The sequence below is a fragment of the Neorhizobium tomejilense genome (genome assembly GCF_964254135.1).
Taxonomy (GTDB): domain Bacteria; phylum Pseudomonadota; class Alphaproteobacteria; order Rhizobiales; family Rhizobiaceae; genus Neorhizobium; species Neorhizobium tomejilense.
Window position 1 is genome coordinate 770,601 of sequence record NZ_CAXUSO020000002.1, and the last position, 12,916, is coordinate 783,516.

Annotated in this window: 14 protein-coding genes; 4 read left to right on the forward strand and 10 right to left on the reverse strand. The window is 61.9% G+C overall.

All coding sequences use genetic code 11. The features are described 5' to 3' along the window. Positions 1 to 86 precede the first annotated feature (86 nt). From ACSQ3G_RS26350 to ACSQ3G_RS26360, 3 genes are all read right to left on the reverse strand, one after another. A complete protein-coding gene (locus ACSQ3G_RS26350) occupies positions 87 to 1,616 on the reverse strand; it encodes a malonate--CoA ligase (RefSeq protein WP_436112339.1) in 1,530 nt (509 codons plus the stop codon). Further along, on the reverse strand, positions 1,616 to 2,989 hold the full coding sequence (locus ACSQ3G_RS26355) for a malonyl-CoA decarboxylase (RefSeq protein ID WP_436112340.1): 1,374 nt from the start codon (positions 2,987 to 2,989) through the stop codon (positions 1,616 to 1,618). Before ACSQ3G_RS26355 ends, ACSQ3G_RS26350 begins: the two co-directional genes overlap by 1 nt. Positions 2,990 to 3,071: 82 nt before the next feature. Further along, positions 3,072 to 4,286, reverse strand: coding sequence for a polyhydroxyalkanoate depolymerase (locus ACSQ3G_RS26360; RefSeq protein ID WP_436112341.1), 1,215 nt, complete (start codon positions 4,284 to 4,286; stop codon positions 3,072 to 3,074). A 114-nt stretch (positions 4,287 to 4,400) separates the two neighbouring features. Here ACSQ3G_RS26360 and ACSQ3G_RS26365 point away from each other — a divergent pair, with 114 nt between their 5' ends. The 4 genes from ACSQ3G_RS26365 to ACSQ3G_RS26380 all read left to right on the forward strand — a co-directional run bounded on the left by ACSQ3G_RS26365 (position 4,401) and on the right by ACSQ3G_RS26380 (position 7,338). Further along, a complete protein-coding gene (locus ACSQ3G_RS26365) occupies positions 4,401 to 5,054 on the forward strand; it encodes a glutathione S-transferase (RefSeq protein WP_436112342.1) in 654 nt (217 codons plus the stop codon). A 25-nt stretch (positions 5,055 to 5,079) separates the two neighbouring features. Continuing rightward, positions 5,080 to 5,919: a tryptophan 2,3-dioxygenase gene (gene kynA / locus ACSQ3G_RS26370; protein WP_436112343.1), complete on the forward strand. Its 840-nt coding sequence runs from the start codon at positions 5,080 to 5,082 to the stop codon at positions 5,917 to 5,919. A gap of 103 nt (positions 5,920 to 6,022) precedes the next feature. Beyond that, positions 6,023 to 6,802, forward strand: a complete 780-nt coding sequence (locus ACSQ3G_RS26375) for an AraC family transcriptional regulator (protein WP_436112344.1) — start codon at positions 6,023 to 6,025, stop codon at positions 6,800 to 6,802. A gap of 113 nt (positions 6,803 to 6,915) precedes the next feature. Further along, positions 6,916 to 7,338 (forward strand): VOC family protein, encoded by a 423-nt coding sequence (locus ACSQ3G_RS26380; RefSeq protein ID WP_436112345.1) that lies wholly within the window; start codon positions 6,916 to 6,918, stop codon positions 7,336 to 7,338. 5 nt (positions 7,339 to 7,343) lie between these two features. Here the strand turns inward: ACSQ3G_RS26380 and ACSQ3G_RS26385 are convergent, their stop codons facing one another. The 7 genes from ACSQ3G_RS26385 to ACSQ3G_RS26415 all read right to left on the reverse strand — a co-directional run bounded on the left by ACSQ3G_RS26385 (position 7,344) and on the right by ACSQ3G_RS26415 (position 12,880). Beyond that, on the reverse strand, positions 7,344 to 7,667 hold the full coding sequence (locus ACSQ3G_RS26385) for a hypothetical protein (protein ID WP_436112346.1): 324 nt from the start codon (positions 7,665 to 7,667) through the stop codon (positions 7,344 to 7,346). Between the two features lie 73 nt (positions 7,668 to 7,740). Then, positions 7,741 to 8,646, reverse strand: a complete 906-nt coding sequence (locus ACSQ3G_RS26390; RefSeq protein ID WP_436113195.1) for a 2-hydroxyacid dehydrogenase — start codon at positions 8,644 to 8,646, stop codon at positions 7,741 to 7,743. 68 nt (positions 8,647 to 8,714) lie between these two features. After that, positions 8,715 to 9,494, reverse strand: a complete 780-nt coding sequence (locus ACSQ3G_RS26395; RefSeq protein ID WP_436112347.1) for an amino acid ABC transporter ATP-binding protein — start codon at positions 9,492 to 9,494, stop codon at positions 8,715 to 8,717. A 46-nt stretch (positions 9,495 to 9,540) separates the two neighbouring features. After that, positions 9,541 to 10,341: a transporter substrate-binding domain-containing protein gene (locus ACSQ3G_RS26400; protein ID WP_436112348.1), complete on the reverse strand. Its 801-nt coding sequence runs from the start codon at positions 10,339 to 10,341 to the stop codon at positions 9,541 to 9,543. 52 nt (positions 10,342 to 10,393) lie between these two features. Then, complete coding sequence (locus ACSQ3G_RS26405) at positions 10,394 to 11,050, reverse strand: amino acid ABC transporter permease (protein WP_105404968.1); 657 nt, start codon at positions 11,048 to 11,050, stop codon at positions 10,394 to 10,396. Positions 11,051 to 11,066: 16 nt separating this feature from the next. Further along, positions 11,067 to 11,735, reverse strand: coding sequence for an amino acid ABC transporter permease (locus tag ACSQ3G_RS26410; protein WP_041363762.1), 669 nt, complete (start codon positions 11,733 to 11,735; stop codon positions 11,067 to 11,069). An 89-nt stretch (positions 11,736 to 11,824) separates the two neighbouring features. Next, positions 11,825 to 12,880, reverse strand: coding sequence for a LacI family DNA-binding transcriptional regulator (locus ACSQ3G_RS26415; RefSeq protein WP_436112349.1), 1,056 nt, complete (start codon positions 12,878 to 12,880; stop codon positions 11,825 to 11,827). Positions 12,881 to 12,916 lie beyond the last annotated feature (36 nt).

The window sequence follows — 12,916 nt, forward strand, 5'->3', positions numbered from 1 at the left end:
CATTTCCTCCCGAAATGATCCGTGCTCGTATGCAATTCATAGTCCACGCGTATACATCAGCCGTCAAGTCCTAAAATCGTTGCTGCCTATTTTGCAGCCACTGCAGGCTCGAAAATTCCGGAAAACCGATCGCGAAGTATATTCTTCTGAACCTTGCCCATCGTGTTTCGCGGCAGTTCGGCCATGAACGCCACTTTTTTCGGGCGTTTATAGCCCGCCAGACGGCCGTCGAGCGCCCTGATGACCTCCTGTTCGGTCAATTGGGCACCTGATTTCAGGACGACCGCGGCGATGATGCCCTCACCGAAGTCCGGATGGCTGACACCGAAGACGGCGCTTTCGATAACGCCCGGCATGGCGTCGATCTCCATCTCCACCTCTTTCGGGTATACATTATAGCCACCGGTGATGATGAGGTCCTTGCCGCGCCCGACGATATGCAGATAACCGTCCGCATCCACCTTGCCGAGGTCGCCGGTGATGAAGAAGCCGTCCTTGCGGAATTCCGCGGCGGTCTTTTCCGGCATACGCCAGTAGCCCGAAAACACGTTCGGGCCGCGCACCTCGATCATGCCGATCTCTTCCGTACCGAGGGAAGTGCCCGTTTCGGGGTCAGTAATCCGCACCTCGACGCCCGGCAGCGGGAAACCGACCGTGCCGGCGACACGCCGACCGTCATAGGGGTTCGAGGTGTTCATGTTGGTCTCGGTCATGCCGTAACGCTCGAGGATGGCGTGACCGGTGCGCGCCTGCCATTCCGCGTGGGTTTCGGCCAGAAGCGGCGCCGATCCGGAAACGAAGAGGCGCATATGGGCGGTGCTGTCCCTGTCGAGCCCCGAATGCTGCAGCAGGCGGGTATAGAAGGTCGGCACGCCCATCAGCACGGTCGCCTTCGGCAATGCCTCCATGATCTTGTTCGGATCGAATTTCGCGTGGAAAATCATCGAGGCGCGCGAGGCGAGCACGACGTTGGTGGCGACGAAAAGCCCGTGCGTGTGGAAGATCGGCAGCGCGTGGATCAGCACGTCCTTGTCCGTGAAGCACCAGCTTTCGACCAGCGACGTGGCGTTTGACAGGAGATTGTCATGGCTGAGCATGGCGCCCTTGGAGCGCCCCGTCGTGCCGGACGTATAGAGGATCGCGGCGATATCCGCCCCGCCTCGCTCTGAGGTTTCGGTTATCGGCGTGGCGATGGCGGCGGCATCGGTCAGCGTCCCCTTGCCTGCTAGGTCGAGCGTCAGGATCTTCGCGCCGGCCGCGTTGGCGATCGGCTGCAGCGCCTCGAATTTCGAGGGATCGCAGACGAAGATCGAGGGCTCGGCGTCGGTGAGGAAATATTCGATTTCCACCGGCGTATAGGCGATGTTGAGCGGCAGGTAGATGCCCCCTGCCCTGACCGTCGCCAGATACAGCGCCAGTGCCGCGACCGACTTTTCCGCCTGGACGGCGACCCGGTCGCCCGGCTGCAGGCCGGCTTCGAGAAGGGCTCTGGCAAGCCGCGCGCAGTGATCGGCGAAGGCGCGGTAGCTCATGGCGCCGACCGTCTCGTCCGTCAGGAGCAGCCGGTCCTCCCGGTCGAGCCCGCCGAGCAGCGCGTCGTAGAGATTACCAGCCATCAAAACACCTCCTGGGAAACCGGTTGGGCCAGTTTGCGCAGCGCCGGCGTCGCTGCGATATGGCCGTTTTCGGCATAAGCCTCATGGTTCTTCTCGATTTCGCCGAGCCGGTAGCGATAGTTGACCATCAGGCCGTAGGACTGGCGCATGCCCTTCGGCGATCGGTCGCCGAGAAAATTGAGCCGCTCGGCCTGCGCGCCGTTGCCGAGATGGAACCGCGCCACCGGATCCACCGGCCGCCCATTGCCGCGCCGGACGTTCAACAGGTAGTGCGCCCCGAGCGGCAGCATGGCGCGCTGGATCTGGTCTAGTTCGTGCTCGCCGACCGCGGCCCAATCACCTTCAAGTCTGGCGATAAGCCGCTGCTTTTCTTGGGCGATTTCTTCGCTGTCGATTACGCGGCTTTCGCCGCGCAGCCAGGCACCGAAGCCCGGGATGGGGGATAGGGTGACGAAATTTTCGAGCCGCGGAAGGTCGCGTTTCAGATCGTTCACCACCTGCTTGATGAGGAAATTGCCGAGCGAAATGCCGGCAAGGCCGCGCTGGCAGTTGGAAATCGAATAGAAGACGGCCGTCGTCGCCTGCTGCACTTCCAGAGGCTGGCGGTCGCGGGCGAGAAGCGCATCGACCGAAGCCGGCAGATGGTCGGTCAGCGCCACCTCGACGAAGATCAGCGGCTCGTCTTCCAGTTGCGGGTGGAAGAAGCCGAAGCAACGGCGGTCGGCCGGCGCCAATCGCCGGCGCAGATCGTCCCAGCCGTCAATATCGTGCACGGCTTCATAGCGGATCAGCGCCTCGAGGATATTGGCGGGCGTGGTCCAGTCGATCGATCGCAACATCAGGAAGCCCCGGTTGAACCATGAGGAGAAGAGATGGCAGAAATCGAGGTCGACCGGCTGCAGTGCCGGTTCCTTGGACAGCATGTCCATCAGATGTTCGCGCATCTCGACCAGCATCGCCGTGCCGCGCTTGGCGAAATTGATGCGGCGGAAAAGCTCCTGCCGGCGCGGTTCGGCCGCCTCGTGCAGCCTGGCAATGTTCTCTGCGCTCGGCTCGGTGTTATAGGCTGCGGCCGCCGCATCGAGGGCCGTGCGGTCGGGGCCGAAACGATCCAGAAGCGCGTGCATGAATACGTCGCGGTCCGCGGCACTTGCCTGGCGGTAGGCTTCGAGGAAGGCTTCGGCCAGAATGGCGCCGGAGACTTCGCCGCGGCGCGACAGGATCATCTCGGCAAGGCCGGTGAGATCGCGGTTCTGCACGGGCGGCGATGACAGGCCGAACAAGGCCCGGCCGCGGCCGGACAAGGACTGGATCAGCTCGCCGATAAACGGTGGAGCGTCCCACCAGCCGAAAACTGGATCCCTGCTGCTCATCTCTTTTCTCCTACCCATTCATTGCATACAGCAAATAGAGGATCGTATGCAAGTCAAGGCATGAGACTTGGCGCCTTCAGCGTCATTCCATTGCGAGGATCAGGTTGCGCACGACAGGGTAGATTTCCTTCTCCCATCGGCGTCCGCTGAAGACCCCATAATGCCCGACATTGGCCTGCAGATGGTGGCGGCGCAGATGCGGCCGCAGCGAGCGACAGAGGTCGTGCGCGGCCGAAGTCTGGCCGAGCCCGCAGATATCGTCGCGTCCGCCCTCGACGGTCAGAAGCGCCGTGGCGTGGATATGGCTCGGATCCACCTTGCGGCCATGATGGGTGTAGGTGCCGCTCGCCAGCTCCGCCCTCTGGAACACCCGGTCGATGGTCTCGATGTAGAATTCCTCGGTCATGTCGAGCACCGCGAAATATTCGTCGTAGAAATGCTTGATCTTGTTCGCCTCAGCCGTCTCGCCCTTGGCGAGGTGCCCGTAGAGCTTGCGATGCGCCTCCACATGGCGCTCCATGTTCATGCTCATGAAGGCGACGAGCTGAAGGAAACCGGGATAGACGCGCCGTCCGCTGCCCGGAAACCCCATCGGAACCCCGGTGATCAACTCGCTCTTGAACCACGCCAGCGGCTTCGAGACCGCAAGTTCGTTGACCTTGGTCGGGCTCTCGCGGGTATCGACCGGTCCGGCCATCAGCGTCATGGTGCGCGGGGTCGCCGGGTTTTTCGCCTCCGACATCACCGCGACGGCAACCAGCGCCTGGACACAGGGCTGGCAGACGGCGAGGATATGCCCGCGCGGACCAATCTCTTCCAGGAAACGGATGATGTAATCGACATAATCGTCCATGCCGAAACGGCCGGCGGATGTGGAGACGTCCCGCGCATTGGCCCAGTCGGTGACATAGACGTCATGGTCCTTCAGCAAGGTCTGGACCGTGCCGCGCAGCAGAGTCGCGAAATGGCCCGACAGCGGCGCGACCACCAGCACCCGCGGGCGGGGCGTATCGATGTCGGCGACGAAATGCAGGAGGCGGCCGAAGGGCAGGTCGAGCGCTGTTTCCACGGCGATCGGCACGTCGCGATTGCCGATCGTGACCGAGGTGATCTCGAACTCCGGCCGCTCGTGGGTGATCTTGAAGCGCGACATCAGTTCGAGTGCTGCGGCAGCATGCCGGCCCATTTCGCCTGCCGTCCCGAAGAACAGGGCCGAGGACATCAGTTGCAGGCGTCGGGCCATATCCCGCATCGGGGCGAGGAGGTCATCATGAAATTGATAGGCCTGATAGAGCATGAACGGACCCCCGCGCCGCTAAAATGCGGCAGTGCAAAAATGCTAGTGCAATATGTCTCGCGATGCGAGAAGATTGTCATCGGACGCACGGTTGTCCGGCAGGAGTTTTGAGCGATGGCACAAGCGACACTGACGATTTCGTCGAAAAACTATTCCTCGTGGTCGCTTCGCGGATGGCTTCTCTGCCGCATGGCAGGCCTCGATTTCGAGGAAGTGCTGGTCGAGATGAACGACGATGCGCGCCAGGAACTGCTGCTCCTGTCGCCCTCCGTGCTGGTGCCGCGGCTGACTCACGACGACGTCATCGTCTGGGATACGCTGGCGATTGCCGAATACCTGAACGAAATCACGCCGGATGCCGGTCTCTGGCCGGCCGACATCGCCGACCGCGCCCGCTGTCGTGCGGTCTCGGGTGAAATGCATTCGGGCTTCCACAATCTCCGTTCCGCCCTGCCGATGAACCTCAAGGCGCGGCATGAGCGGTTCAAGATCTTTTCGGGCGCCCGGCCGGATGTCGAGCGGGTCAAGACGATCTGGACCGAGTGCCTGGAGGCGAGCGGCGGCCCGTGGCTGTTCGGTAAGAAACCAACGGTGGCGGATGCCATGTATGCGCCGGTCTGCAGCCGTTTCCGCACCTACGCGGTCGAGCTTGAACCGAAGCTTGCAGCTTACGCCGACGCTGTCCTCGCCTGGCCGCTGATGCTCGAATGGATCGAAGGGGCGCTTGCGGAACCGGACGAAATCGTCGAGTTGGAAGTGGAATTCTAGACCGCGAAAGACATATCAGGACATTATGAGCTCGAAACCTTACGATCCCGGCGAAGACGGTGCGGAAATGTCTTTTCGCGAGAAGATGTCCTATTCCGATTACCTGCATCTCGAAAAGGTGCTCGACGCGCAAGAGCCGATCTCGGCGGCGCATGACGAACTGCTGTTCATCATCCAGCACCAGACATCCGAATTGTGGATGAAGCTTGCGATCCACGAGATCACCTCGGCGATCGAAGCCATCCGCAACGACGATCCGCAGCCGGCCTTCAAGATGCTCACCCGCGTCGCCCGCATCTTCGAACAGCTCAACAATGCCTGGGACGTGCTGCGCACCATGACGCCCAGCGAATATACGGAATTCCGCGCCTCGCTCGGCCAGTCTTCCGGTTTCCAGTCCTATCAGTATCGGGCGATCGAGTTCCTTGCCGGCAACCGCAACGTGGCGATGCTCGGGCCGCATGCGCATCGGCCCGATATCATCGAGAAGCTGGAGGGCATCCTCGCCCGCCCGAGCCTTTACGACGAGGCGCTGATGCTGCTTTCCCGGCGCGGGTTCGATATCGGCGAAGACGCGACAAGAACCGACTGGCGCACAAAACGCACCGAGAACGAGCAGGTGCTGGGGGCCTGGAAACAGGTCTATAGCGCGCCCGGCACCTATTGGGAGCTTTACGAACTCGCCGAAAAGCTGGTCGACTTCGAGGACTATTTCCGCCGCTGGCGATTCAATCATGTCACCACGGTGGAACGGGTGATCGGCTTCAAGCGTGGCACCGGCGGCACATCGGGAACGTCGTATCTTAAGAAGATGCTGGAGGTCGAACTGTTTCCCGAACTCTGGCGGGTGCGCACTGTCCTATAGCTGCACGAAGCTGGAAGCTGCCGGTTGGTGATCTTCTCGAGCCGAGTTATGCTGGCCCAAACGCGAGGAGCCGATGCGCGCGAAGGGACGAGACGGATTTCGGATGTTTCAATGCGGCATAGCCGGCGTGCAGGCGGTCGTGGCCCGCTCCGACCACCATTTTGCCCGTCACACTCATGACCAGTACGGCATCGGCGTGATCGAGAGCGGAGCCCAGAGGTCCGCAAGCGGACGCGGTCCGGTGGAAGCCGGACCGGGCGACGTCATCACCGTCAACCCCGGCGAAGTACATGACGGCGCGCCGATCGGCGACGAGGGCCGTTTGTGGCAGATGCTCTATTTCGATCCGGATGTGATAGCCGGCGCGGTCGCGGATATCCGCCAGGGCCGGCCTGGCGAGTTCGAATTTGCCGATCCGGTGCTGCGGCAACCCCCGCAGGCCGCGAGGATGCGGCAGCTCTTCACGGCGATGACCGCCGAGCAAGCCGGCGCCGAACTCCGCGGCCAGGAATTGCTGCTGACGCTGTTGGCCGAGGTGATGCGGGAGGTGCCGGAGCCGAAACCGATACCGCGAGGGATCCGAGCAGCGCGCGAGCGGATCGATGACGATCCGGCCAGAGCGGTCAGCCTTGCCGACCTGGCAGGCCTCGCCGGCGTCAGCCAATTCCAGCTCTTGCGCGCTTTCGACAAGGCGACCGGGTTCACTCCGCATGCCTACCTGATCCAGCGGCGCATCCAGCTGGCGCGAAAACTGATCGCAGGCGGGACGGGACTTGCGGAGGCGGCGCTGGCTAGCGGTTTTGCCGACCAGAGCCACATGACCCGCATCTTCACCCGCAGTTTCGGGATTTCCCCACGCCTCTACGCGGTTGCGGTGCGTTGATCGCAGACGTACGGCAGCTTTCGCGGAGGAAGACGGATGACGCTTGCCCTCTGTTGCGGGAATGTTAGGCTCCGTGTTCCGGATATCAACCTGACGTCGGGAGGGCTCAGACCATGTCCGCATGCTTCAGATATATCGTCAACGATGTAAAGGCGGCGATCGATTTCTACACCACACACCTCGGCTTCAAGCTCGAGATGCACCCTGCCCCGCCTTTTGCGGAAATTTCGCGTGGCGACATGCATCTCTATCTGTCCCAGCCGAACCCGCGGGGTGGCGGCGGTGCGCCAATGCCGACTGGAGAGCAGCAGGCACCCGGCGGCTGGAACCGCATTCATCTCACCGTCGACGATCTGGATGGGATGGTTGAGCGGTTGAAACTGGCCGGCTGCGGCTTCCGCAACGAGATCATCCAGGGGACGGGCGGCAAGCAGATTTTACTGGAGGATCCGTCCGGAAACCTGATCGAACTGTTCGAACCGAACACGCCCGCTTATCGCGCGCCCGGCTCAAGTACCAAGACCGCCGGCGGCTGATGAACTCAGGACAGCGCCAGATCGAAGACGTGGTGATGGATGTGGCCGTCGAACATGTCCAATAGCCCCTTGGTCATGTCCCGGCTTTGGTAACGCACCGGCGATTCGAGCGCCGCAGCCAGCGCCTCGCGGCTTTCGTACATGGTCGACAGCACCATCGGGTAGGACGGTGCGCCTTCGTCACGCTCGATATTGTAGAGCACGCGCACTTCCTTGATGCCCGGAAAAGCGAGCCACATCGGCATCAGCTTCTCGGCCACATAGGTCTTGAACGCCTCTTCCCGACCGGCATGAATCATGCCTTCGAAAAAGGCCTGACGGATGATCATCTCGTTTCTCCGGCTCACTTTTGCGCTGCGCAATTCCGAACGGAAATCCGCTTCACACTTTTCCTGGAATTGCTCAATTGACGGTGGTCGGCGGCTTCTCGCCGGCGAAATGCGCGGCGATGTTGGCAAGCACCAGCTCGCCCATGGCGACGCGGGTCTCGACCGTGGCGCTGCCCTGGTGCGGCATCAGCACCGTGTTCGGCGCGGTGAAGAAATCCTCGCGGATGCGCGGTTCGTCGAGATAGACGTCGAGACCGGCTGCACCGATCGTGCCGTCATTGAGGGCGGCCAGCAGCGCGTTCTCATCGACAACGCTGCCGCGGGCGATATTGATCAGGATACCTTTCGGTCCCAGCGCCTTCAGAACCTCGGCATTGACGATGTCCTTCGTCTGCGCATTCGCCGCGACGATGACGCACAGCACGTCGCTGTCTTGCGCCAAGGCCACCGGTGAGGCACAGGACTTCCACGTCGTGTCATTGACCGGCGAGCGGTTCCAGAAGCGCACGTCCATGCCGAAGGCTTCGGCGCGGCGGCCGAAGGCCTTGCCGATCTGGCCGAGACCGAGGATGCCGACACGCTTGCCCTTCGGGCTGTTGCCGAGCGGGAAGTTTTCCTTGCCCCATTTGCCGGCACGCACGAATGTGTCGCCCTTGGCGATGTGGCGCAGCACGCCGAGCATCAGCGCGATGCCCATGTCGGCGACGTCATCGGTCAAGACGCCGGGCGTGGTGGTGACGTCGATATTGCGGCTGCGGGTGAATTTGAGGTCGACCTTGTCGGTGCCGACGCCGTTGATGGCGATGACGCCGAGCAACGGCAGCTTCTCGATCCATTCGTTGGAAAGGCCAGTACTGCCGCCGGTCGCGACGGCGCGGATGTTCGGCAATGCTGCTTCCAGCGTTGCCTTCTGCGCCGGGTCATACAGCCGATGCACTGTATAGGCGGCGTTGAGCCGGTCTTCGATGAACTGCATCATCGGTTCCACAAGCAGGATATCGGGTTTCACGTCCGGAACTCCTTAAATTTCAATAGTTGACAGCAGTCTCAGGAGATCTGTCCGAGGAAGATCTTCAGGCGCTCGTTCTTGGGATTGCCGAAGAATTCTCCCGGAGCGGCGGTTTCGAGGATTTCGCCGCGGTCCATGAAGATCACCCGGTCGGCGACCTGGCGGGCGAAGCCCATTTCGTGGGTGACGCAGAGCATGGTCATCCCCTCTTTGGCAAGGTCAATCATGGTGTCGAGGACTTCCTTGACCATTTCCGGATCGAGCGCCGAGGTCGGCTCGTCGAACAGCATGATCTTCGGGTTCATGCAGAGCGCCCGGGCGATCGCCACGCGCTGCTGCTGGCCGCCGGAAAGCTGGGCGGGATATTTTTCCGCCTGCTCGGGAATGCGCACCCGCTCCAGGTATTTGCGGGCGATCTTCTCCGCCTCGATCTTGGAAATGCCGCGCACCTTCATCGGTGCCAGCGTGCAGTTCTCCAGAACCGTCATATGCGGGAAGAGGTTGAACTGCTGGAAGACCATGCCGGTCTCCTGGCGGACGATATCGACATTCTTAGCCCCGGCGGTCAGGTCATGGCCATCGACGACGATTTTGCCCTTCTGGATCGTCTCCAACTGGTTGATGCAGCGGATCAGCGTCGACTTGCCGGAGCCGGAAGGACCGCAGATGACGATCCGCTCTCCCCGGTTGACCGACAATTCGACGTCCTTCAGCGCGTGAAAGCCGCCGTACCACTTGTTGACGCCTTCCATGCGCACAGCCAGGTCGGAAGCTCCGCGCACGTCTGGTGCCGATGCGTTTGCATTACCCTCAGTCATTGCGAGGAACTCCCTTTCGATGCTTGGTTCGGGCGTAGTTCTGGTCTTACTTGGCGTTGGCGACGAAGTCCGGCAGCGGAGCGCCGAGCCACTTTTCATGGATCTTGCCGAGTTCGCCATTGGCCTTGACCTTGGCGATGAAGGCGTTGACCGCCGTCAGCAGCTCGGTCGAGCCCTTGCGGACAGCGATGCCCTGAACCTGCTGGCTGAGCTGCAGCTTCTGGGTGAAACGGCCGGGAGCTGCCTTTTCGATCTGGGCGGCAACGACATTCGAGACGCCGATCAGCTGAACCTGGCCGGACAGCAGGGCCTGCACGGCGCTGGCATCGTCATCGAAACGCTGGATCTTGGCATCCTTCGGCGCGATCTTGGTGACGCCGGTATCCTGCGTCGAGGCGCGGGCGACACCGATCGTCTTGCCTGACAGGTCTTCCGGCTTGGAGACCTCGGTCGCCTTGGCGCCGAACACGCCGATCGAGATGCCGGCATAGGGCTGCGAGAAGTCGACGCTCTTGGCGCGTTCCTCGGTGACGCCGAGCGAGGCGACAAGCAGATCGACCTGGTTGCTCTGCAGATAGGGAATGCGGTTCGGGCCGGTGACCGGAACGATCTGCACCTTCACACCGAATTCCTTGGCGAGCAGCTTTGCCACGTCGGCGTCATAACCGTCCGGCTCGTTCGAGGTGTTCATGATGCCGAAGGGCGGAAAGTCGACCAGCATGCCGATCTTGACGGTGCCTGCGGACTTGATGCTTTCGACGGTCTGCGCCGATGCGGTGGAGGCGCCTGCGCCCATCATCAGGCCTGCGCCGATGACGGCCATAACCATGCGTCTAGAAATGTTCATTTTCCTACCCTTTTCTGTTGTGCCGGCTTTCCTCCCTCCGGCTCGGGTCCCGTCAACGTGCCGTTGCGCGGGAGAATCTGAGTTCCATGCGTCGTGCCAGCACCGAAAGCGGCCAGCAGAGGACGAAATAGACCGCGGCCACCGTGCCGAACACCATGAACGGGCTGAATGTCGCATTGTTGATGATCTGGCCTTGGCGGGTGAGCTCGGTAAATCCGATGATCGCCGCAAGCGAGGTGCCCTTGATCAGTTGCACCAGGAAGCCGACCGTCGGCGCCACCGCGATCTTTAAGGCCTGCGGCAGGACGATGTAGCGCATCCGGTTGTAGTAGCGCAGGCCGAGCGCAGTCGCGGCTTCCCGCTGGCCGGGCGGCACCGCCTCGATGCAGCCGCGCCAGATTTCGCCGAGGAAGGCGCTGGCATGCAGAGTGAGCGCGACGGTTGCTGCAAGCCAAGGATTGATGGCGAAACCGAGGATGTTCATGCCAAAGAACACCAGGAAAAGCTGCATCAAGAGCGGTGTTCCCTGGAAGACGCGGATGAAGCCGGTGGCGATCAGCCGCGGCAATTTCGCATCGGAGACGCGCAGAAGCGCGATTAGCAGGCCGCCGATACCCCCGCCCGCGAAGGCAATCGCCGACAGTGCGATCGTCCATTGCGCGGCAAGCACGATGATCCAGAACTCGTTGATGCCGAAGGGTCTGATCAATGGCATGGCCAGGCTCCTATCGGCTCAACGGATATTTGAAGGCGGCCTTCTCGATCATCGAGAAGATCGTCGAGAACCCGACCGACATGACGAGATACATGATCGTGATGACGATGTAGACTTCGAAGCTCGCGAAGGTCTGTGACTGCAGATTGTTGCCGGCGGCGGCAAGGTCGTCGGCCGAAATCGCCGAGACGACGCTGGAGGTCAGCATCAGGTAGATGAACTGGCTGGTCAGCGACGGATAGACGGTGCGCAGCGCCGGCTTCATGATGATGTAGCGGAAGATCTGCAGCTTCGAGAGGCCGAGCGCCGTGCCGGCTTCGATCTGCCCCTTCTGGATCGACTCGATGCCGGCGCGGATGATTTCCGTGCCGTAGGCGCCGAAATTGACGACCAGCGCCACGAGCGCCGCACTGTTCGGGGTCAGAAAAATCCCGAGCGACGGCAGGCCGAAGAAGATGAAGAAGATCTGTACCAGGAACGGCGTGTTGCGGATGATCTCGATATAGGCATCGATGACCCAGCGCAGCGGCGCAATACCAGACGTCTTGCCCGCGGCACAGGCGATCGAGACGATCAGGCCGATGATCATCGCCGCCACCGAAAGCTGGATCGTCAGCCAGGCGCCGAGCAAAAGCTGGTCGAAACCCGCAAATACGGGCTCGAAATTGAAATTGTACAACTTGGGACCTCCCCAATGATGTCGAAAGAACCCCACTCCTCTGTGGCGCCTTTCAATTTAGATCGATCTAAAAGCTTTTGGTCCGCACGTCAACCGGAAGCTGGCGGATTGTTGTCAGGCGAAATGGCGATCGGCCCGCAGGACTGGCGGATATGCAAAATCGTTTCATTCACGACCCTCCGAGCCGGGCGAACGGGATCGGTCAGCCGGTCGAGGAGAAGTCTGGCGGCATTCGCGCCGATGGTCACCGGTGCGGTGGAAACGGAGGTAAGCCTCGGCCGCATCGCCTCCGCGTCCGTCACGTCGTCAAAGCCGATCAGCGAAAAATTCTCGCCGACCTTCAGGCCCCGGTCGTAGAGACCGGCGGAAAGGCCGAGTGCGATCACGTCGTTGAAGCAAATCACCGCCGTCGGCTGTTCGCGCTCGTCGAACAGGAGATGCGCCGCGTCGGCGATTTCGCCGATCTGGTTCGGCACACGCACGATCATGCTCGGATCGAGCCCGCGCGACTGCATGGCGTCGCGAAACCCTTCGACGCGCTCGCGATAGGCGGAATGGATCGGCCCCTGGACGGCGAACGCGATCGTCCGATGGCCGAGCGAGGCCAGATAATCAACCGCCTGGCGCATGCCGGCCGCATAATCGGCCCCGGCATAGTCGACCTCTTCGGAGATCTGGCGGAGCACCTGCACCAGCGGCAGGTCCCATTCGGCGAGCTGGTGAAGGAATGCAGGCGCGGTGCCGGCCGCCGGGCAGACGATGACGCCATCGACGCCGTGCTCGCGCATGCGCCGCATCACCATGTCCTGCCGTTCGACAAGATCGCCGCTATTGGCAAGGATCACCACCATGCCGGCCGAATCGATTCCGGCCTCGATGCCGGAGAGCAGTTCGGCGAAGAACGGGTTCGTCAGATTGGGGACGATGACGCCGACGGTGTGGCTGCGCTCGGCCCTCAGCCGAGCGGCCCCCATGTTGTAGACATAGCCGAGCTCGCGCATCGCCTCCTCGACCCGCGCTCGCGTCTCGGTGCCGACCAGCGGGCTCTTGCGGATGACAAGCGAGGCGGTGGCGCGGGACACATTGGCGCGCCGCGCTACGTCGAGAAGCGTCACACGACTTTTCTTTTTGTCTTCGAGTGGCATGGATATCACTTAGCAGAGGTGAAATCCGAATACCAG

What these genes read in the sequence shown, in the direction of transcription:
- ACSQ3G_RS26390 (WP_436113195.1), bottom strand. Translation starts at nt 8,646, where the DNA reads ATGATGCAGTTCATCGAAGACCGGCTCAACGCCGCCTATACAGTGCAT.
- ACSQ3G_RS26400 (WP_436112348.1), bottom strand. Translation starts at nt 10,341, where the DNA reads ATGAACATTTCTAGACGCATGGTTATGGCCGTCATCGGCGCAGGCCTG.
- ACSQ3G_RS26380 (WP_436112345.1), top strand. Translation starts at nt 6,916, where the DNA reads ATGTCCGCATGCTTCAGATATATCGTCAACGATGTAAAGGCGGCGATC.
- ACSQ3G_RS26375 (WP_436112344.1), top strand. Translation starts at nt 6,023, where the DNA reads ATGTTTCAATGCGGCATAGCCGGCGTGCAGGCGGTCGTGGCCCGCTCC.
- ACSQ3G_RS26350 (WP_436112339.1), bottom strand. Translation starts at nt 1,616, where the DNA reads ATGGCTGGTAATCTCTACGACGCGCTGCTCGGCGGGCTCGACCGGGAG.
- ACSQ3G_RS26365 (WP_436112342.1), top strand. Translation starts at nt 4,401, where the DNA reads ATGGCACAAGCGACACTGACGATTTCGTCGAAAAACTATTCCTCGTGG.
- ACSQ3G_RS26395 (WP_436112347.1), bottom strand. Translation starts at nt 9,494, where the DNA reads ATGACTGAGGGTAATGCAAACGCATCGGCACCAGACGTGCGCGGAGCT.
- ACSQ3G_RS26385 (WP_436112346.1), bottom strand. Translation starts at nt 7,667, where the DNA reads ATGATCATCCGTCAGGCCTTTTTCGAAGGCATGATTCATGCCGGTCGG.
- ACSQ3G_RS26360 (WP_436112341.1), bottom strand. Translation starts at nt 4,286, where the DNA reads ATGCTCTATCAGGCCTATCAATTTCATGATGACCTCCTCGCCCCGATG.
- kynA (WP_436112343.1), top strand. Translation starts at nt 5,080, where the DNA reads ATGAGCTCGAAACCTTACGATCCCGGCGAAGACGGTGCGGAAATGTCT.
- ACSQ3G_RS26355 (WP_436112340.1), bottom strand. Translation starts at nt 2,989, where the DNA reads ATGAGCAGCAGGGATCCAGTTTTCGGCTGGTGGGACGCTCCACCGTTT.
- ACSQ3G_RS26415 (WP_436112349.1), bottom strand. Translation starts at nt 12,880, where the DNA reads ATGCCACTCGAAGACAAAAAGAAAAGTCGTGTGACGCTTCTCGACGTA.